General features: G+C 69.7%; 9 protein-coding genes. 4 read left to right on the top strand and 5 right to left on the bottom strand.

Translation table 11 applies throughout. From position 1 onward, the window contains the following. Positions 1-190 precede the first annotated feature (190 nt). The gene (locus ACFVXE_RS34175) at positions 191-3,409 is read left to right on the top strand and encodes an alpha-L-rhamnosidase (protein ID WP_389677115.1); all 3,219 of its coding nucleotides are present in this window, start codon (positions 191-193) and stop codon (positions 3,407-3,409) included. 88 nt (positions 3,410-3,497) lie between these two features. Further along, complete coding sequence (locus ACFVXE_RS34170; protein ID WP_389677114.1) at positions 3,498-6,119, top strand: alpha-L-rhamnosidase C-terminal domain-containing protein; 2,622 nt, start codon at positions 3,498-3,500, stop codon at positions 6,117-6,119. A 453-nt stretch (positions 6,120-6,572) separates the two neighbouring features. Here ACFVXE_RS34170 and ACFVXE_RS34165 read toward each other — a convergent pair whose 3' ends face one another. Beyond that, the gene (locus ACFVXE_RS34165) at positions 6,573-7,052 is read right to left on the bottom strand and encodes a DUF2000 family protein (RefSeq protein ID WP_389677113.1); all 480 of its coding nucleotides are present in this window, start codon (positions 7,050-7,052) and stop codon (positions 6,573-6,575) included. Between the two features lie 49 nt (positions 7,053-7,101). Here ACFVXE_RS34165 and ACFVXE_RS34160 point away from each other — a divergent pair, with 49 nt between their 5' ends. Both ACFVXE_RS34160 and ACFVXE_RS34155 read left to right on the top strand, forming a co-directional pair. After that, positions 7,102-7,905 (top strand): helix-turn-helix domain-containing protein, encoded by an 804-nt coding sequence (locus ACFVXE_RS34160; RefSeq protein WP_389677112.1) that lies wholly within the window; start codon positions 7,102-7,104, stop codon positions 7,903-7,905. 170 nt (positions 7,906-8,075) lie between these two features. Next, positions 8,076-8,303, top strand: a complete 228-nt coding sequence (locus ACFVXE_RS34155) for a hypothetical protein (protein WP_389677110.1) — start codon at positions 8,076-8,078, stop codon at positions 8,301-8,303. 4 nt (positions 8,304-8,307) lie between these two features. Here ACFVXE_RS34155 and ACFVXE_RS34150 read toward each other — a convergent pair whose 3' ends face one another. The 4 genes from ACFVXE_RS34150 to ACFVXE_RS34135 form a co-directional block, all read right to left on the bottom strand. After that, positions 8,308-11,688 (bottom strand): pyruvate carboxylase, encoded by a 3,381-nt coding sequence (locus ACFVXE_RS34150; RefSeq protein WP_389677109.1) that lies wholly within the window; start codon positions 11,686-11,688, stop codon positions 8,308-8,310. A 414-nt stretch (positions 11,689-12,102) separates the two neighbouring features. After that, positions 12,103-13,644 carry a polysaccharide lyase family 1 protein gene (locus ACFVXE_RS34145; protein WP_389677107.1) on the bottom strand — a complete coding sequence of 514 codons (1,542 nt, stop codon included), beginning with the start codon at positions 13,642-13,644 and terminating at the stop codon, positions 12,103-12,105. Positions 13,645-14,368: 724 nt separating this feature from the next. Further along, positions 14,369-14,509 (bottom strand): hypothetical protein, encoded by a 141-nt coding sequence (locus tag ACFVXE_RS34140; protein WP_389677106.1) that lies wholly within the window; start codon positions 14,507-14,509, stop codon positions 14,369-14,371. Positions 14,510-14,603: 94 nt separating this feature from the next. Continuing rightward, on the bottom strand, positions 14,604-14,774 hold the full coding sequence (locus ACFVXE_RS34135) for a hypothetical protein (protein ID WP_389677105.1): 171 nt from the start codon (positions 14,772-14,774) through the stop codon (positions 14,604-14,606). Between the last annotated feature and the right edge of the window lie 456 nt (positions 14,775-15,230).

Here is a 15,230-nt window from a genome sequence, read left to right as displayed (position 1 = left end):
AGGAAGTCGACTATGAAAGGTTTCAATAGATTGCTCGGAAGCTAGCCCCACACCGATAGCGGCGTCAATGGTGCGGACTTGGAATTCCTTGAACCTTTTACGGCCATGGATCAAACCCTTGACAGCCCACCCCCACCACCCTAGCTTCCATGCCTGAAACGATTCATCATCGAGTCGTATGGAGCCGAGTGTGATCAGCAGAAGACGACTGCTCAGCACGACCGCCACGGCCGCCCTGGGGACGGCCATCGCCTCCACCGCGCCGGGCGCCGCCCAGGCGTCCGAAGCCCCACGGGGCACCGGCGGAACAACAGGGGCCGGGACGCCCGTACGGGTCGACGCACCCACCGTCGAGTACATCAGGCACCCGCTGGGCCTCGATGTGGCGCGCCCCAGGATGAGTTGGCCGCTGACCTCCGACGAGCCGGGCCGCATGCAGAGCGCCTACCACATCCGCGTCGCCACCGGTCCGGACCGCCTGGCGAAGCCCGACGTGTGGGACAGCGGCAAGGTCACTTCGCCGGAGTCCACCCTGGTGCCGTACGCGGGCCCCGCGCTCGCCCCACGCACGCGCTACTACTGGTCGGTGCGCGTCTGGGACACCGCGGGCAAGACCTCCGGATGGAGCGATCCCTCCTGGTGGGAGACGGGCCTGACGGCCTCGTCCGACTGGTCCGCGCGATGGATCGGCGCGCCCGCCGCACTGATCGGTGCGCCTTCGCTCGACGGCGCCTCCTGGATCTGGTTCCCGGAGGGCGACCCGGCCGCCGAAGCCCCCGCGGCGACCCGCTACTTCCGCGGCAGGGTCACCGTGCCCGCCGGGGTGACCCGTGCCCGACTGGTCATGACCGCCGACGACGGATACACGGCGTACGTGAACGGTACACAGGTCGCGCACGCCGAAGCGGACGGACCGGCGGAGAACTGGCGCCGGCCCGCCCTCGTCGACGTGACCGCCCAACTACCACCCGGCGAAGGGGTGATCGCCGTCTCCGCCACCAACGCCACGGTCTCGCCCGCCGGCCTGCTCGGCCTCCTGGAGCTCACGACGGCGGACGGGGTGCGCACCCTCGCCACCGGCGCCACCTGGAAGGCCGCCGACGAGGAACCCTCCGGGGACTGGCGGTCCGCCGGATTCGACGACGGCTCCTGGCAGCCTGCGAAGGAACTCGCGCCATGGGGTTCGGGACCCTGGGGCGTCGTGACAACGTTGTCCTCCCCCGCCGCACAGCTGCGTCACGAGTTCCGTCTCAAGCGCGGGCAAGTTGTGCGGGCTCGGCTGTACTCCACCGCCCTCGGCCTCTACGAGGCCCACCTCAACGGCGAGCGGGTCGGCGAGGACCGGCTCGCGCCCGGCTGGACCGACTACCGCAAGCGCGTCCAGTACCAGACGTACGACGTGACGAAGCTGGTCAGGGCGGGGGCCAACGCACTCGGCGTGACCGTCGCCACCGGCTGGTACGCGGGCAACGTCGGCATGTTCGGTCCCCACCAGTACGGTGAACGACCCGCGCTGATGGCCCAGTTGGAGGTCACATACGCCGACGGGTCGACCGAGCGGGTGGTGTCCGGCACCGACTGGCGGGCCGCGACCGGACCCGTCACGAGCGCCGACATCATGTCGGGCGAGGAGTACGACGCCCGCCTGGAGACCGACGGCTGGACGCGCGCCGGATTCGACGACTCGGCCTGGGCGGCGGTTGAAGCCGTCGACAAGGTGAGCGCCGCCCTGGTGGCCGAGGCCGGCGGCCCCACGCGGGTGGAGCGCGAACTGACCGCCCGGAGGATGACCGAGCCGAAGCCCGGTGTCTTCGTCTACGACCTCGGCCAGAACATGGTCGGTGCGGTGCGTCTCACCGTCTCGGGCAAGGCGGGGACAGCCGTACGGCTGCGGCACGCGGAGGTCCTCAACCCGGACGGCACGATCTACACGGCCAATCTCCGTACCGCACGCGCCACCGACACGTACACCCTCAAGGGCGGTGGCAAGGAGACCTACGAGCCGCGCTTCACCTTCCACGGCTTCCGCTACGTCGAGGTGACGGGCTATCCGGGCAGGCCGCCGCTGAACGCCGTCGTGGGGCGGGTGATCCACACCGACGCGCCCTTCACCATGGGCTTCTCGACGAACGTACCGATGCTCAACCAGCTGCACAGCAACATCACGTGGGGCCAACGGGGCAACTTCGTCTCCATCCCCACCGACACCCCCGCACGCGACGAACGGCTCGGCTGGACCGGCGACATCAATGTCTTCGCGCCGACGGCCACGTACAACATGGAGTCGGGGCGCTTTCTCACCAAGTGGCTCGGCGATCTGCGTGACGGCCAGTCGGAGGACGGCGCGTTCACCGATGTCGCTCCCTTCGTCGGCACGGTCGGCCGGGGCGTGGCGGGCTGGGGCGACGCCGGGGTGACCGTCCCGTGGGCGCTGTACCAGGCGTACGGCGACACCCGGGTCCTGGAGCAGTCCTGGCCGTCGATGCTGAAGTGGCTCGACTACCTGGAGAAGCACAGCAGCGGCTTCCTGCGACCGGACGAGGGGTACGGCGACTGGCTCAACATCCAGGACGAGACCCCCAAGGACGTCATCGGCACGGCCTACTTCGCCCATGCCGCCGATCTGGTGGCACGGGCCGCCGAGGCGCTCGGCGAGGACCCGGCACCCTACCGGTCGCTCTTCGGCAGCGTCCGCGACGCCTTCCGCGCGGCGTACGTGTCGAGCGGCGGCAAGGTGAAGGGCGACACCCAGACCGCATATGTGCTGGCGCTGTCCATGGACCTGTTGACGGAGTCCGACCGGGGCCCCGCGGCCGACCGTCTCGTCGAGCTCATCAGGTCCAAGGACTGGCATCTGTCGACCGGCTTCCTCGGCACCCCGCGCCTGCTCCCCGTGCTCACCGCCACCGGCCACACCGACGTCGCCTACCGGCTGCTCGTCCAGCGCTCCTTCCCCAGCTGGGGCTACCAGATCGACAAGGGCGCGACGACGATGTGGGAGCGCTGGGACTCCATCAGGCCCGACGGCAGTTTCCAGGACGCCGGGATGAACTCCTTCAACCACTACGCGTACGGCTCCGTGGGCGAGTGGATGTACGCGAACATCGCGGGCATCGCCCCGGCCGCCCCAGGGTTCCGGAAGATCCTCGTCCGGCCGCGCCCCGGCGGCGGCGTCACGGAGGCGGAGGGCCACTACGACTCCGTCCAGGGGCCGATCACCACGCGTTGGAGTGCGGACGGCGGCGCTTTCCGCCTGACCCTCACGGTGCCCGCCAACACCACCGCCGAGGTGTGGGTCCCCGCGTCCGATCCGGCGCGCGTCGGCCACGGCGCCTCGGAGTTCCTCCGGGCCGAGGACGGCTGCGCCGTCTTCGCCGCGGGTCCCGGCACGCACCGTTTCTCCAGCTGACCGGCCGGCCGGGACTGCCGGATGACGGCCGCTCCCCATCGGTTCACCCGCGCGCCCGGACGGCGCGCACGGACGGAGGCACACACTCGTGACAGATGAAGTGAAGACAGCGCAGGGGCCGAACCGGCGCAGGGTGCTCGAAGCGGGCGTCGGTGGGGCGGTGCTGGCCGCGACGGGCCTGCCTCTCGCAGCCGCCGGTCCGGCCGCGGCCGAGGCGGCGAAACCCGGCCGGCTTCCGGCTGCCGGCGCCTGGCACCGTTATGTACAGGGCCCGTCGGGCCGGACCGTGCGGCCGGTGCGGATCGTCCGGTCGGACGGTGACGTGAGCAGGCCCGAAGCCTTGCTGACGCCCGGCGGCAGGACCACCGTCCTGCGCCGCGCACAGCCGTCCGCGGCTCCACGCTGGCCGGAGGGAACCATCGCGGAGGCCTCCTCCACCCATGCGGGCAACAACGGAAACGACGGCCGCCCCCGCACCTACGAGGCGGCGAACACCCTCGACGGCGATCTCGGCACCTTCTGGAACGACGACACCGAGCGGGCGTTCCCCGACACCCTGACCGTCACCACACCCGAGGAAGGGGAGCTGTCGGGTGTGACGGTGGTGTCCGACACCGACGGCGTGCCCTCCGACTTCACCGTCGAGGTCCGGACCGGCTCGGCGTGGCGGACGGTCGCCACCGTCACCGGCAACAGCGCGGTGCAGCGCGCCGTCCGCTTCGACGCCCCGGTCTCCACCGACCGGGTACGGATCACGGTCACCGCCGCCCAGGATCTCGGCCGGGGTGTGTTCACCCGGGTCAACGAGGTCTGGCCGGAGGCCGTGGACCCCGTGGTGGCTCCCAGCGTGACCATCGACTTCGGGAAGGTCGTGGTCGGATACCCGAAGGTGGACTTCGCCTCGGCCTCCGACAACCACCCCGGGGTGCGGCTGGCCTTCTCCGAGACGCTGCAATACCTCACGGAGCGGTCCGACTTCACCCGCTCCGACCAGGCGGGGGGCGCCGGACAGGGCACGGACCAGTTCGCCGTGCCGGCGGGCGGCGCCTCGTGGACGGACACGAAGGGCTACGGTGCGGGCGGTGACAAGGTGTACGCCGACGGACTGCACGGCTTCCGCTATCTCAAGATCACGCTGGACGCGCTGCCGTCCGACGCCCCGGCCGCTGTGCCGTGGGGCACCGTGACCGTCGACGCGGTGTCCCTCGACTTCACCGCGTACATCGGCACACCCGACTCCTACCGGGGCTGGTTCCTCTGCTCCGACGAGGAGTTGAACCGCTACTGGTACGGAGCCTCGTACACCAACGAGCTGGTCGTCGACACCTTCCGCCGGGACGACGTGGACCCCCGCAACGCCTTCAGCGCCTCCCTGGACGGCAAGCTGGTCCTGCATGACGGCGCCAAGCGGGACCGCGACCCCTACGTCGGCGACGTGGCGGTGTCGGGCCGTACCCTTTACCTCACCCATGACGAGGCCGCCGAGGCGGCCCGCAACGTCCTGGCCGACCTCGCCGAACACCAGCGGGACGACGGATGGATCCCGCCCGCCTCCATCAACAACTACACCCTCCCCCTGTTCGACTACCCGCTGTGGTGGGTGACGAGCAGCTGGGACTACCTGCTCTACACCGGGGACCGGGAGTACGCCGCGCGTTACTACACGCAGCTGGTGAAGGTGCTCGACACCTGGTACCCGAGCGTGACGGACGACGTGGGGCTGCTGAGCAAGGGGCTGAACGGTACGTCCGGGTACGGAGATTACGCGTTCCTCGACCGAACCGGCCGGATCACCTACTACAACGCCAACTATGTCCAGGCCCTGGGTGACGCGGCACGTATCGCCGCCCATCTGGGTCACGACGCGGACGCGCGACGGTGGCGGGACCGGGCCGGGAAGGTGGCCCAGGCCGTCAACACCCACCTGTGGGACGCGTCGGCGGGTGCCTATCTGGACTCGGCGACGGGCCCGGTCCGGCACGCCCAGGACGGCAACGCCATCGCCGTCACCTCCGGTGTCGCGGACGCCGAACGCGCGGCCTCGGCACTCGCCCATCTCGACAGGACGACAAAACTCCGGTACGGCAACGCCTTCATGGACAACGACACGATCTTCGGAGGCGCCTCCCAGCGCGTGTACGCCTTCACTTCCTACCCGGAGCTCGTGGCACGTTTCGAGACCGGTCTGGCGGACTCGGCGATCGACCAGATCAAGCGGACCTACGGGTGGATGGACAGCCACGAACCCGGGATCACCCAGTGGGAGGGCATAGGCCCGAACGGTTCCCTGTACGAAGGCGCCTACACCAGCATGGCGCACGGCTGGTCCACCGGCGTCCTGCCCGTGCTCACCCATCAGCTGCTCGGCGCGAAGCCGACGTCGCCCGGATACGCCACCTGGGACGTTCGACCGCACCCCGGTTCGGTGCGCTGGGCCCAGGGGCAACTCCCCACACCTCACGGACCATTGGGCGTGGAGTGGGTCCGGGAGGACGCCGTGTTCGAGCTGACCGTGCGGGCACCGCGGGGCACCCGCGGCGCCGTCGCACTGCCCACGGACGGCCACCGCGTGACGGTGCGCTCCGGCGACCGAACGCTCTGGAGGAACGGCAGGGCGACCGGGTCCGCGGTGCGTCTCGACGCCGGCTACGTGACCGTCCCGGACCTCACCCACGGCACCCACCGCTTCACGCTGGTGCGCGAGCGGTGAAGGACCGGGCATGACGGCAGGGCCTCCCGGCAGCTCGTGGGTGTGATCCCCTGCGAGTGGCGGGAAGCCCTGTCGCCGTGGTCCCTCGTGGACCTGAGCCGGCCGGCTCAGCGGCGGGTCAGCCGCAGAGTGATCAGCTCGAACGGGCGCAGCGTCAACTGCACACCGTCATCCGTGAGATCCGTCCCTTGCCGGAGCGCCTGTCCTCAGCGGCTGGAACGACCACCCATCCGGTTCGGGATACGCGCCGACCACGCCTCGCGTCTCACCAACTCGCCTGCCCGCTCGCCTGCTTGGGACGGTGGCGAACCTCGTTCCGCGACGACCGGCCGGGAGGGCCCCGCGGTCCCCTACGGGGAGGTACCGCCCGCAGGGGTGCCCGTCGCCGCGCCCCGGAGACCGTCCGGTCCGAAGGGGGCGCCGGCGGTCCGGGACTGCGGGCCCTGAAGTCGTTCAGGGGTGCATGCGCGCACCCTTGAACACCTTGTCCACCGCGTTGCGCGGCCCGTAGACGGCCGTCCCGACGAGATCGAGGTGGTCCTTTCCGACGGCCCGCACGGCCGCACGGTTGTCCCGGTCGTTGCCCGTACCGAACAGATCCGACGTGAACACGGCCGTCGGCAGCGAGCGGGACAGCGCACGGCCGTGCGCGGCGGTCAGTGTCTCCTTCGTCCCCTCGAAGACCAGCACGGGCTGGCGGAACATCGGCAGATAGGCGGTCCCGTCGGCGTCCGCGTACGGCTCGCCGATCACCTCGGGTGCCGCCGCGCCGAGCCCGCTGACCAGGAAGGCGGTCACGTTCAGCCGCTGCCAGGGCTCGAGGTCCTCGCGCAGCAGTACGGCGATCTTGGTGTCGAAGCGGACAGGTGCGTTCTCGGGCATCGCGTGGGTCCCGGCGTCGGTCCCGGTTTCGGCCTCATCCTTGATTCTCATGCTTCGAGACTCCACGCCGCAGGCCTTCCGCGTCTTGTACGTTCCTTGCGTGACGTCCCGGCAAGAGATCTCCGCCTGGCGCCCGCAGGTCGCGGGTGTCGTCGAGGTCTTCCACGCCCACTTCACCGAGCACGCGTACCCCATGCATGTCCACGACGCCTGGACCCTGCTGATCGTCGACGACGGCGAGGTCCGCTACGACCTGGACCGCTACGAGCGCGGCACGCCGCGCGACACCGTGAGCCTGCTCCCCCCGCACGTCCCGCACAACGGTTCCCCCGCCAGCCCCCACGGCTTCCACAAGCGCGTGCTCTATCTCGACATGACGCAGCTGGACGAGAGCTTCATCGGGCCGGCGGTGGACGGCCCGGACCTCACCGACCCCGTGTTGCGCAGGCGCGTCGACCGGCTGCACACGGCACTCGCGAACCCGGGCGACGAATTCGAGGCCGAGAGCCGTCTGGCCCTCATCCGCGAGCGGCTGCGCAAGCATCTACGCCCCAGCTCGGCCCTCGGCGACACGGGCCCCGACCGGCGCATCGCCCAGAGCCTGCGTGATCTACTCGACGAGCGGCTGCGTGAAGGCGTCACCCTGGAAGAAGCCGCGCAGACGGTCCGCGCCCACCCCTCGCATCTCGTACGCGCCTTCAGCGGCGCCTTCAACATCGCACCTCACCAGTACTTGACGGCCCGTCGGGTCGATCTGGCCCGCCGTCTGCTGCTCGACGGCCAGGCACCGAGTGCGGTGGCGACAGCGGCCGGCTTCTACGACCAGTCGCACCTCACCCGGCACTTCAAGCGCGTGGTGGGTACCACCCCGGGCCGCTATGCCCGCACCGGCACTTCCAACTGAGCATGGACCGGAGGGGCGTTGGCCACTCACCGGTCCACCGGCCGGAGATCACCTAAGGGCTGTCCCACCTCCTGCGCCGCAGTCGCCGCGAAGGGCGCCCAGGCGCCTTTCCGTCACCGCGTTTCCCATGGAAACGGTCAGGACACCTCGCCGGACGCCGGTCACATCACATGCTCGGACCACTCATCCGCCTCCTCCCGTTCTGGGTCCGCGAGCCGCTGCTCATCGCACTCTCCATCCCCTTCAGCGGTTTTCTCTTCCACGCGGCCGCGCGGGACGGCAAACCGCTCCTCGCCGCCCTCCGCGCTGTGGTCCTCGTGTTCACCGCCATCCGTGTAAACACCCTGAGCCGACTGCTGCGAGCCCGTCGATCGCTCGCGGGCGCCGACGGCGCGTAGCACGTCACGTCCGGTCGATCACCATCAGCAGGTCGCCCGCCTCGACCTGCTGAACGGAGTTGATGGCCAGCCGTTCCACCGTTCCGGCGAGCGGGGCGGTGATGGCAGCCTCCATCTTCATCGCCTCGATCGTCGCGATGGTCGCTCCCGCCTCGACGCGGTCCCCGACTGCCACCGACAACGTCACCACCCCGGCGAACGGGGCGGCAACGTGCTTCGGGTCGGACTTGTCGGCCTTCTCCGCAGCCGGAAGTTCCGAAGCCACCGAGCGGTCACGCACCTGGATCGGCCGGAGCTGGCCGTTGAGCGTGGCCATCACGGTGCGCATGCCGCGTTCGTCCGCCTCACCGATCGCCTCCAGCGAGATGAGCAGACGCACCCCGGGCTCCAGGTCCACCTCGTGCTCCTCCCCCGGGCGCAGTCCGTAGAAGAAGTCCTTGCTCGGCAGGACCCCGGTGTCGCCGTAGGCATCGCGGTGTGCCTCGAACTCCTTCGCCGGTCCCGGGAACAGCAGCCGGTTGAGGGTCGCGCGCCGGTCCTTCTCCAGTCCTTCCCGGTCCTCCGCCGTCAGTTCGGCGACCGGCTTGGCCGCGGCGCGGCCCTTGAGGGCCTTGCTCCGGAACGGCTCCGGCCAGCCGCCGGGCGGGTCGCCCAACTCACCGCGCAGAAACCCGATCACGGAGTCCGGGATGTCGTACGCACCGGGCTCGGCCGCGAACCGCTCGGGTGGCACACCCGCGCCCACGAGGTGCAGAGCGAGGTCTCCGACCACCTTGGACGACGGCGTGACCTTGACCAGGCGGCCGAGCATACGGTCGGCCGCGGCGTACATCGCCTCGATCTCGTCGAAACGGTCGCCGAGTCCCAACTCCCGTGCCTGCACCCGCAGGTTGGACAGCTGGCCGCCGGGAATCCCGTGGTCGTACACGCGCCCGGTGGGCGAGACCGGCCCGGCCTCGAAAGGTGCGTAGATCCTGCGCACGATCTCCCAGTACGGTTCGAGGTCGCCGATGGCACGCAGGCTCAACCCGGTCGGCCGCTCGGAGTGATCGGTGGCGGCGACGATCGCCGACAGTGAGGGCTGCGAGGTGGTGCCCGCCATCGAGGCGACGGCGCCGTCCACGGCATCCGCGCCCGCGCCGATCGCGGCGAGGTAGGTGGCCAGCTGACCGCCGGCCGTGTCGTGGGTGTGAAGGTGGACCGGCAGATCGAACTCCCTGCGCAGCGCGGTCACCAGTTTCGTGGCGGCCGGCGCCCTGAGCAGCCCCGCCATGTCCTTGATCGCCAGCACGTGCGCGCCGGACTCCACGATCTGCTCGGCGAGCCGGAGGTAGTAATCGAGGGTGTAGAGGTTCTCGGCCGGGTCGGACAGGTCCGAGGTGTAGCACAGGGCCACCTCGGCGACGGCCGAACCGGTCTCGCGCACGGCGTCGATCGCCGGCCGCATCCGCCCGACGTCATTGAGCGCGTCGAAGATTCGGAAGATGTCGATGCCGGTCCTGGTGGCCTCCTCGACGAAGGCGGCCGTGACCTCCGTGGGGTACGGGGTGTAGCCCACCGTGTTGCGACCGCGCAGCAGCATCTGCAGGCAGATGTTGGGGACCGCCTCCCGCAGCCGGGCGAGGCGGTCCCACGGGTCCTCCGCCAGGAAGCGCAGGGCCACGTCGTAGGTGGCGCCGCCCCAGCATTCCAGCGACAGCAGCTCCGGCAGGGTCTGGGCCACGGCCGGGGCGACGGCCAGCAGGTCCTTCGTCCGCACCCGGGTGGCCAGCAGGGACTGGTGGGCGTCCCGGAAGGTGGTGTCGGTGACGGCCACCGCGGTCGATTCCCGCAGCCGCCGCGCGAAGCCGTCCGGCCCCAGTTCGGTGAGCAGTTGCCTCGACCCGGCGGGTGGTGCGCCCATCGCGATGTCCGGCAGTTTGGCCCTGGGATCGATCAGGCGTGGGCGCTCGCCGTGCGGTTTGTTGACCGTGACATCGGCCAGGTAGGTGAGCAGGCGGGTGCCGCGGTCGGCGGAGTGGCGCGAGGTCAGAAGCTGCGGGCGCTCCTCGATGAAGGACGTGGTCACCCGGCCCTCCTGGAAGTCCGGGTCGTCGAGGACCGCCTGCAGGAACGGGATGTTGGTGGCCACGCCGCGGATGCGGAACTCGGCCACCGCACGGCGTGCGCGGCGCACCGCTGTGGCGAAGTCACGGCCCCGGCAGGTCAGTTTCACCAGCATGGAGTCGAAGTGGGCGCTGATCTCGGAGCCGACGAAGGCGGTGCCCCCGTCAAGCCGGATACCGGAGCCGCCCGGCGAACGGTACGCGCTGATGGTGCCGGTGTCCGGCCGGAACCCGTTCGCCGGGTCCTCGCTGGTGATCCGGCATTGCAGTGCCGCACCCCGCAGTTGGATGCTCTCCTGCGAGAGACCGAGGTCGGCCAGGGTCTCCCCGGAGGCGATGCGCAGCTGTGCCTGGACCAGGTCGACGTCGGTGACCTCCTCGGTCACCGTGTGCTCGACCTGGATGCGCGGGTTCATCTCGATGAAGACGTGATTGCCGTCGCGGTCGAGCAGGAACTCGACGGTGCCCGCGTTGCGGTAGCCGATGCTGTGGGCGAAAGCGACCGCGTCGGCGCAGATGCGGTCCCGGGTCGCGGGGTCGAGGTTGGGCGCCGGGGCCAGTTCGACGACCTTCTGATGACGCCGCTGCACCGAGCAGTCCCGCTCGAACAGATGAATGACGTTACCGTGTCCGTCGGCGAGGATCTGCACCTCGATGTGGCGGGGGTCGACGACGGCCTTCTCCAGGAACACCGTGGCGTCACCGAAGGCCGACTCGGCCTCGCGGGACGCCGCCTCGATCGCCTCGCGCAGGTGCGCGGGATCGTCCACGCGACGCATTCCGCGCCCGCCGCCTCCGGCAACCGCTTTGACGAACAGCGGGAAGCCGACCTCCTCCGAGGCTGCCACCAGTTCGTCCAGGTCGGTCGACGGCTGCGACGACCCCAGGACCGGCACACCGGCCGCACGGGCGGCAGCGACCGCGCGCGCCTTGTTGCCGGTCAGTTCCAGCACCCCGACGCCGGGACCGATGAACGTGATCCCGGCGTCCTCGCAGGCCCGGGCCAGTTCCGGGTTCTCGGACAGGAAGCCGTACCCGGGATACACGGCGTCGGCCCCGGCCCGGCGCGCCGCAGCCACGATCTCCTCGACCGACAGATAGGCGCGCACCGGGTGCCCCCTCCGGCCGATCTCGTAGGCCTCGTCGGCCTTGAGCCGATGCAGCGAGCCACGGTCCTCGTACGGAAACACCGCCGCCGTTCCCGCGCCCAGCTCATAGGCGGCACGGAACGCACGGACGGCGATCTCACCACGGTTCGCGACAAGTACCTTCCGGAACATGCACGGTCCCTTCCTGACGTAAGCGACATACGCGCCCGACGGGCGCTCTCGTGACTGATGCCCTGTCTGCCCGCACAGGAACGGCTGGGGCCGATTCACCACCGGGTCGGTCGCCCATCTGCGGATTCGCAGCTTTCCCCACTACTCGCGTGCCGCCACGGGACACCGGGGCCATGCGTCCTCGGCCGGCAGGACGGCTGCTTCGCCGGCCTCGGGGCCTGTCCGGCTGCCGCGCAGCACGGTGGTCGGCGATCGGTGATACTGCCGGTCCCAGGCCGGGGGCCGCCGCGTCCGACGGCCCCCGTTCCGAGTGATCGGCGGCGGCCACGGAACCGGGAATCGCCGCCTCGCATGCCGCTGCCGTCCCCGGAGGGTTCGGGGACGGCGGTCCCGGACGATGCCGGGACCGTGCGCCTAGCCGGCGAAGGTCTCGAACTCGGCGATCTTCGGGGTCCCCGTCGAACCGGTGATCTCGAAGGTGATCTTGCGGAGAGACACCTGGGGGAAGGTGATGGCTCCCGCCCCGCTTCCGGAGGTAAGAACGGCTCCGGTGTCACCGTTGACGACCCGCCAGGATCCGATGCTGCCCGCGGAGCCCGCAGCCTCACGGATATTGACCTTGGATACGGCAGTGGCGGAGCCCCACTTGATCGAGACGGACCCGGTCGAACCGGCCGGGGACCAGTAGGTGCTCACGTCACCGTCCCGCACGCTGCCATAGCTCGTCCCGTCGGCCTTGCTGGAACCGTCCGACCCGGCGCCGATGCTGAGGTTGGTCCCGCTGGGCTGTGTGGGGTCCGGCGTAGGGGTGGTCGGATCCGGCGTGGGTGTGGTCGGGTCCGGTGTCTGCGGCGAGCAGTTGCCGTCCGACACCTGCAGCCCCTTGTCGGCACCCGCCGTCCGGGTCACGATGTCCGGCACGCACGCCGCTGCGTCGAGGCTGTAGGCGTAGGGAATGCTGACGGTGGTGTTGGACTGCGGGTTGGGACCGGCGGGATTGTTCTCGCTGCCGGGGCTGGACCAGGTCACGTTGTCGAAGGTGTTGCCGCTGACCTGCCAGTAACCTGCCGCATCGGTGTAGAAGGTGCCAAGGACGTCCTTGGAGTCCTTGAAGTAGTTGTTGTCGACCTTGGCCCGGGCCCCGGCACGGGAGTTGATGCCGGACTCGTTGAGCTTCACGTAGTAGTTGTTGTAGATGTGCGCGATGCCGCCGCGCAGCAGGGGCACACGGGAGTCGATGTTCTCGTACAGGTTGTGGTGGTACGTGATGAAGCCGTTCGAGAGCTCGGTCTCACTGGACCCCACGAGGCCGCCGCGGCCGGAATTGCGCAGGGTGCTGTAGGACAGCGTCACGTACTGGGTGTTGTCCTTCATGTCGATGAGGCCGTCGAATCCCTCGGCCTCACCGCCCGACGCCTCCAGACTTACGTGATCGACCCAGACGTTGCGGACGTCGCTCTCCATGCCGATGGCATCGCCTCCGTTGGACGTGGGCGAGCCTGACTTCTTGACGTTCCGGACGGTCACGTTCTGGATGATGATGTTGCTGGATTGACGAATGTGAATGCCCAGCTGGTCGAAGACGGCTCCGCTGCCGACGCCGACGATCGTGACGTTGCTGATCTGCTTGAGCTCGATCACGCCGGCGGCTGTGTTGCAGCTGTCGCCCGAAACCTTGGTGGTGTTGCCGTGGTTGATGGTCCCCTCGACCTGGATGGTGATCGGGGTGCTGCTGCTGGCCCGGCCGCACAGAGCCGCATGGATGTCGGTGCCCGTGTGGGCCAGTACGGTCTGCCCGCCCGCGCCGCCGGTGGTACCACCGTTCTGGGTCGCGTAGCCGGTGGCGCTGTTCGTCGCTGCCGACGCCTCGGGCATCGACAGCGCCAGACCGGTTGCGGCCGCAATGGCCATCGTGGCCAGCGTGGCGTGGAGTCGCAGCGCGACTAATCGTCTCATGTTCGTCTCCCTATTCGTCTTCGCATGCTGGGTGTCGGTGCTGCCTACCGTGGTCAGGCCGGCGGACCGTCGAGGCCGCCGAACTGTTGCCGGGCACGTACTCGCCGGCCCGGTCATGCGTGCTTCTCGGTACAACCGCGGCGAGGGTTCCGCCAGGCCTGGACCCGGAGTTCGTCGGCGCCGGCCGCGAGTCATCGCGAGGTGCCACTCGTCCACCGGTCGTGGCGACCGCCACCGCGCCGTGGCCGCCGGAGCCGACGGGTCGACCAGCCACCTGTTACAAGAAACCGTCAGCGTTGAACCTGCGGTGCGCCTTCGTCATGGTGTGCACCCTTTCGTCCCGCGGCGAGTCGGCGTCCTGGGCAAAACCTTGCGGTGGATCGCTGGCGGCTCGTACGCGACTGTCACGGCGACCGCCGCGACAGTCACCCTCACTGGAACTGGGCCCAGGAAGGGGGAAAGCGCTTTCTGTCCGCGAGGATAGGGCCGCTCCTGCCGGACTGACAAGGTTCATGACACGCCGAGATATGTTCTGCGCCGCGCCGCACACGGCGGCATCGTTCGTGAGCGCGGCCGGAGTTCGAGGCAGCGGCGGGGCCCAGGGGCAGGCGGAGCTCGAAGCGCCGCTCGGGGCGACGGGCGGGCCTCCGCCCTCCCCGTCACACGCCCGGCAGCCGGAAACGGGCCGCCGGAAGAACCGACGGCCCGTCACAGAATATCGAGGTCAGTGGCTTCGCCCGATGAGGCTGTGAGCCAGGACGAGGACGGCCACAATCATCACAGCTATATGCAGCCATGCCGGGCCGGCCGAGATGTCGGCGGCGATCGTCATGGGTGATGTCATCGCGATCTCCTCTTTTTTCATGGCGCGAGGGGCCAGTTGTCCACTGGACGTTCCACCCCGGGCTGTCGCCCGACCCGGGCGGTGAGGGCTTCGGCAGCCTCGCCGGGCAGCCGAATCAGCGCCGCCGACGGGACCAGCCGGTTCCCACGCCCGAGACATGCAGGGCCAGCAGACCGAGACCGAGCAGCATGACGTTCACCGAGGCGAAGACCTCATTGGTCGCAATATCGGCAGCGTTGATCAGGAAAGCGATGAAGAACAGCACTGCCGCAGCTATACCCAACATGGCGCAGCTCCCTATTCCGTAGTTGGAGTGCGTGTGCCCCCGCTCACGAGAACCAGACCTTCCACAAGCCGGCGCTGCACATCCTGCCCGGACGGCGGATGAGCCCGGGCAGTCGTCCCCGGAGTTCGCACAGCCATCGGCCTGGGCTCTTCACTGCCGCATTCCGGGCACGAACTCCCCCTCGCCACATGCGCGTCGGCCGAGCGGATCAGAGGCCCCGGCCCTGGCTCACGGGCCCGCCCCTCCGGGCCGGGCGACTGCTCCGAACCGTGCCACTCCATACCAGGGCCGCACAGGAACCGGCGGTTGACACCGAAGCACACCCGGGCACGCTAGCCTCACCGTTTCGGTTGAGATGAGTCCGGAAGCGGGGAGGAAATACGAAAGTGCCTTCTGAGCTGGGACGATGAACCTTGTCGAGGGGTTCTGTCGGTCCAAGCGGAAGGCACTTTCTGC

The sequence above is a fragment of the Streptomyces sp. NPDC058231 genome (assembly GCF_042882275.1).
Classification (GTDB): domain Bacteria; phylum Actinomycetota; class Actinomycetes; order Streptomycetales; family Streptomycetaceae; genus Streptomyces.
This window is presented reverse-complemented; position numbering and strand designations above follow the sequence as displayed.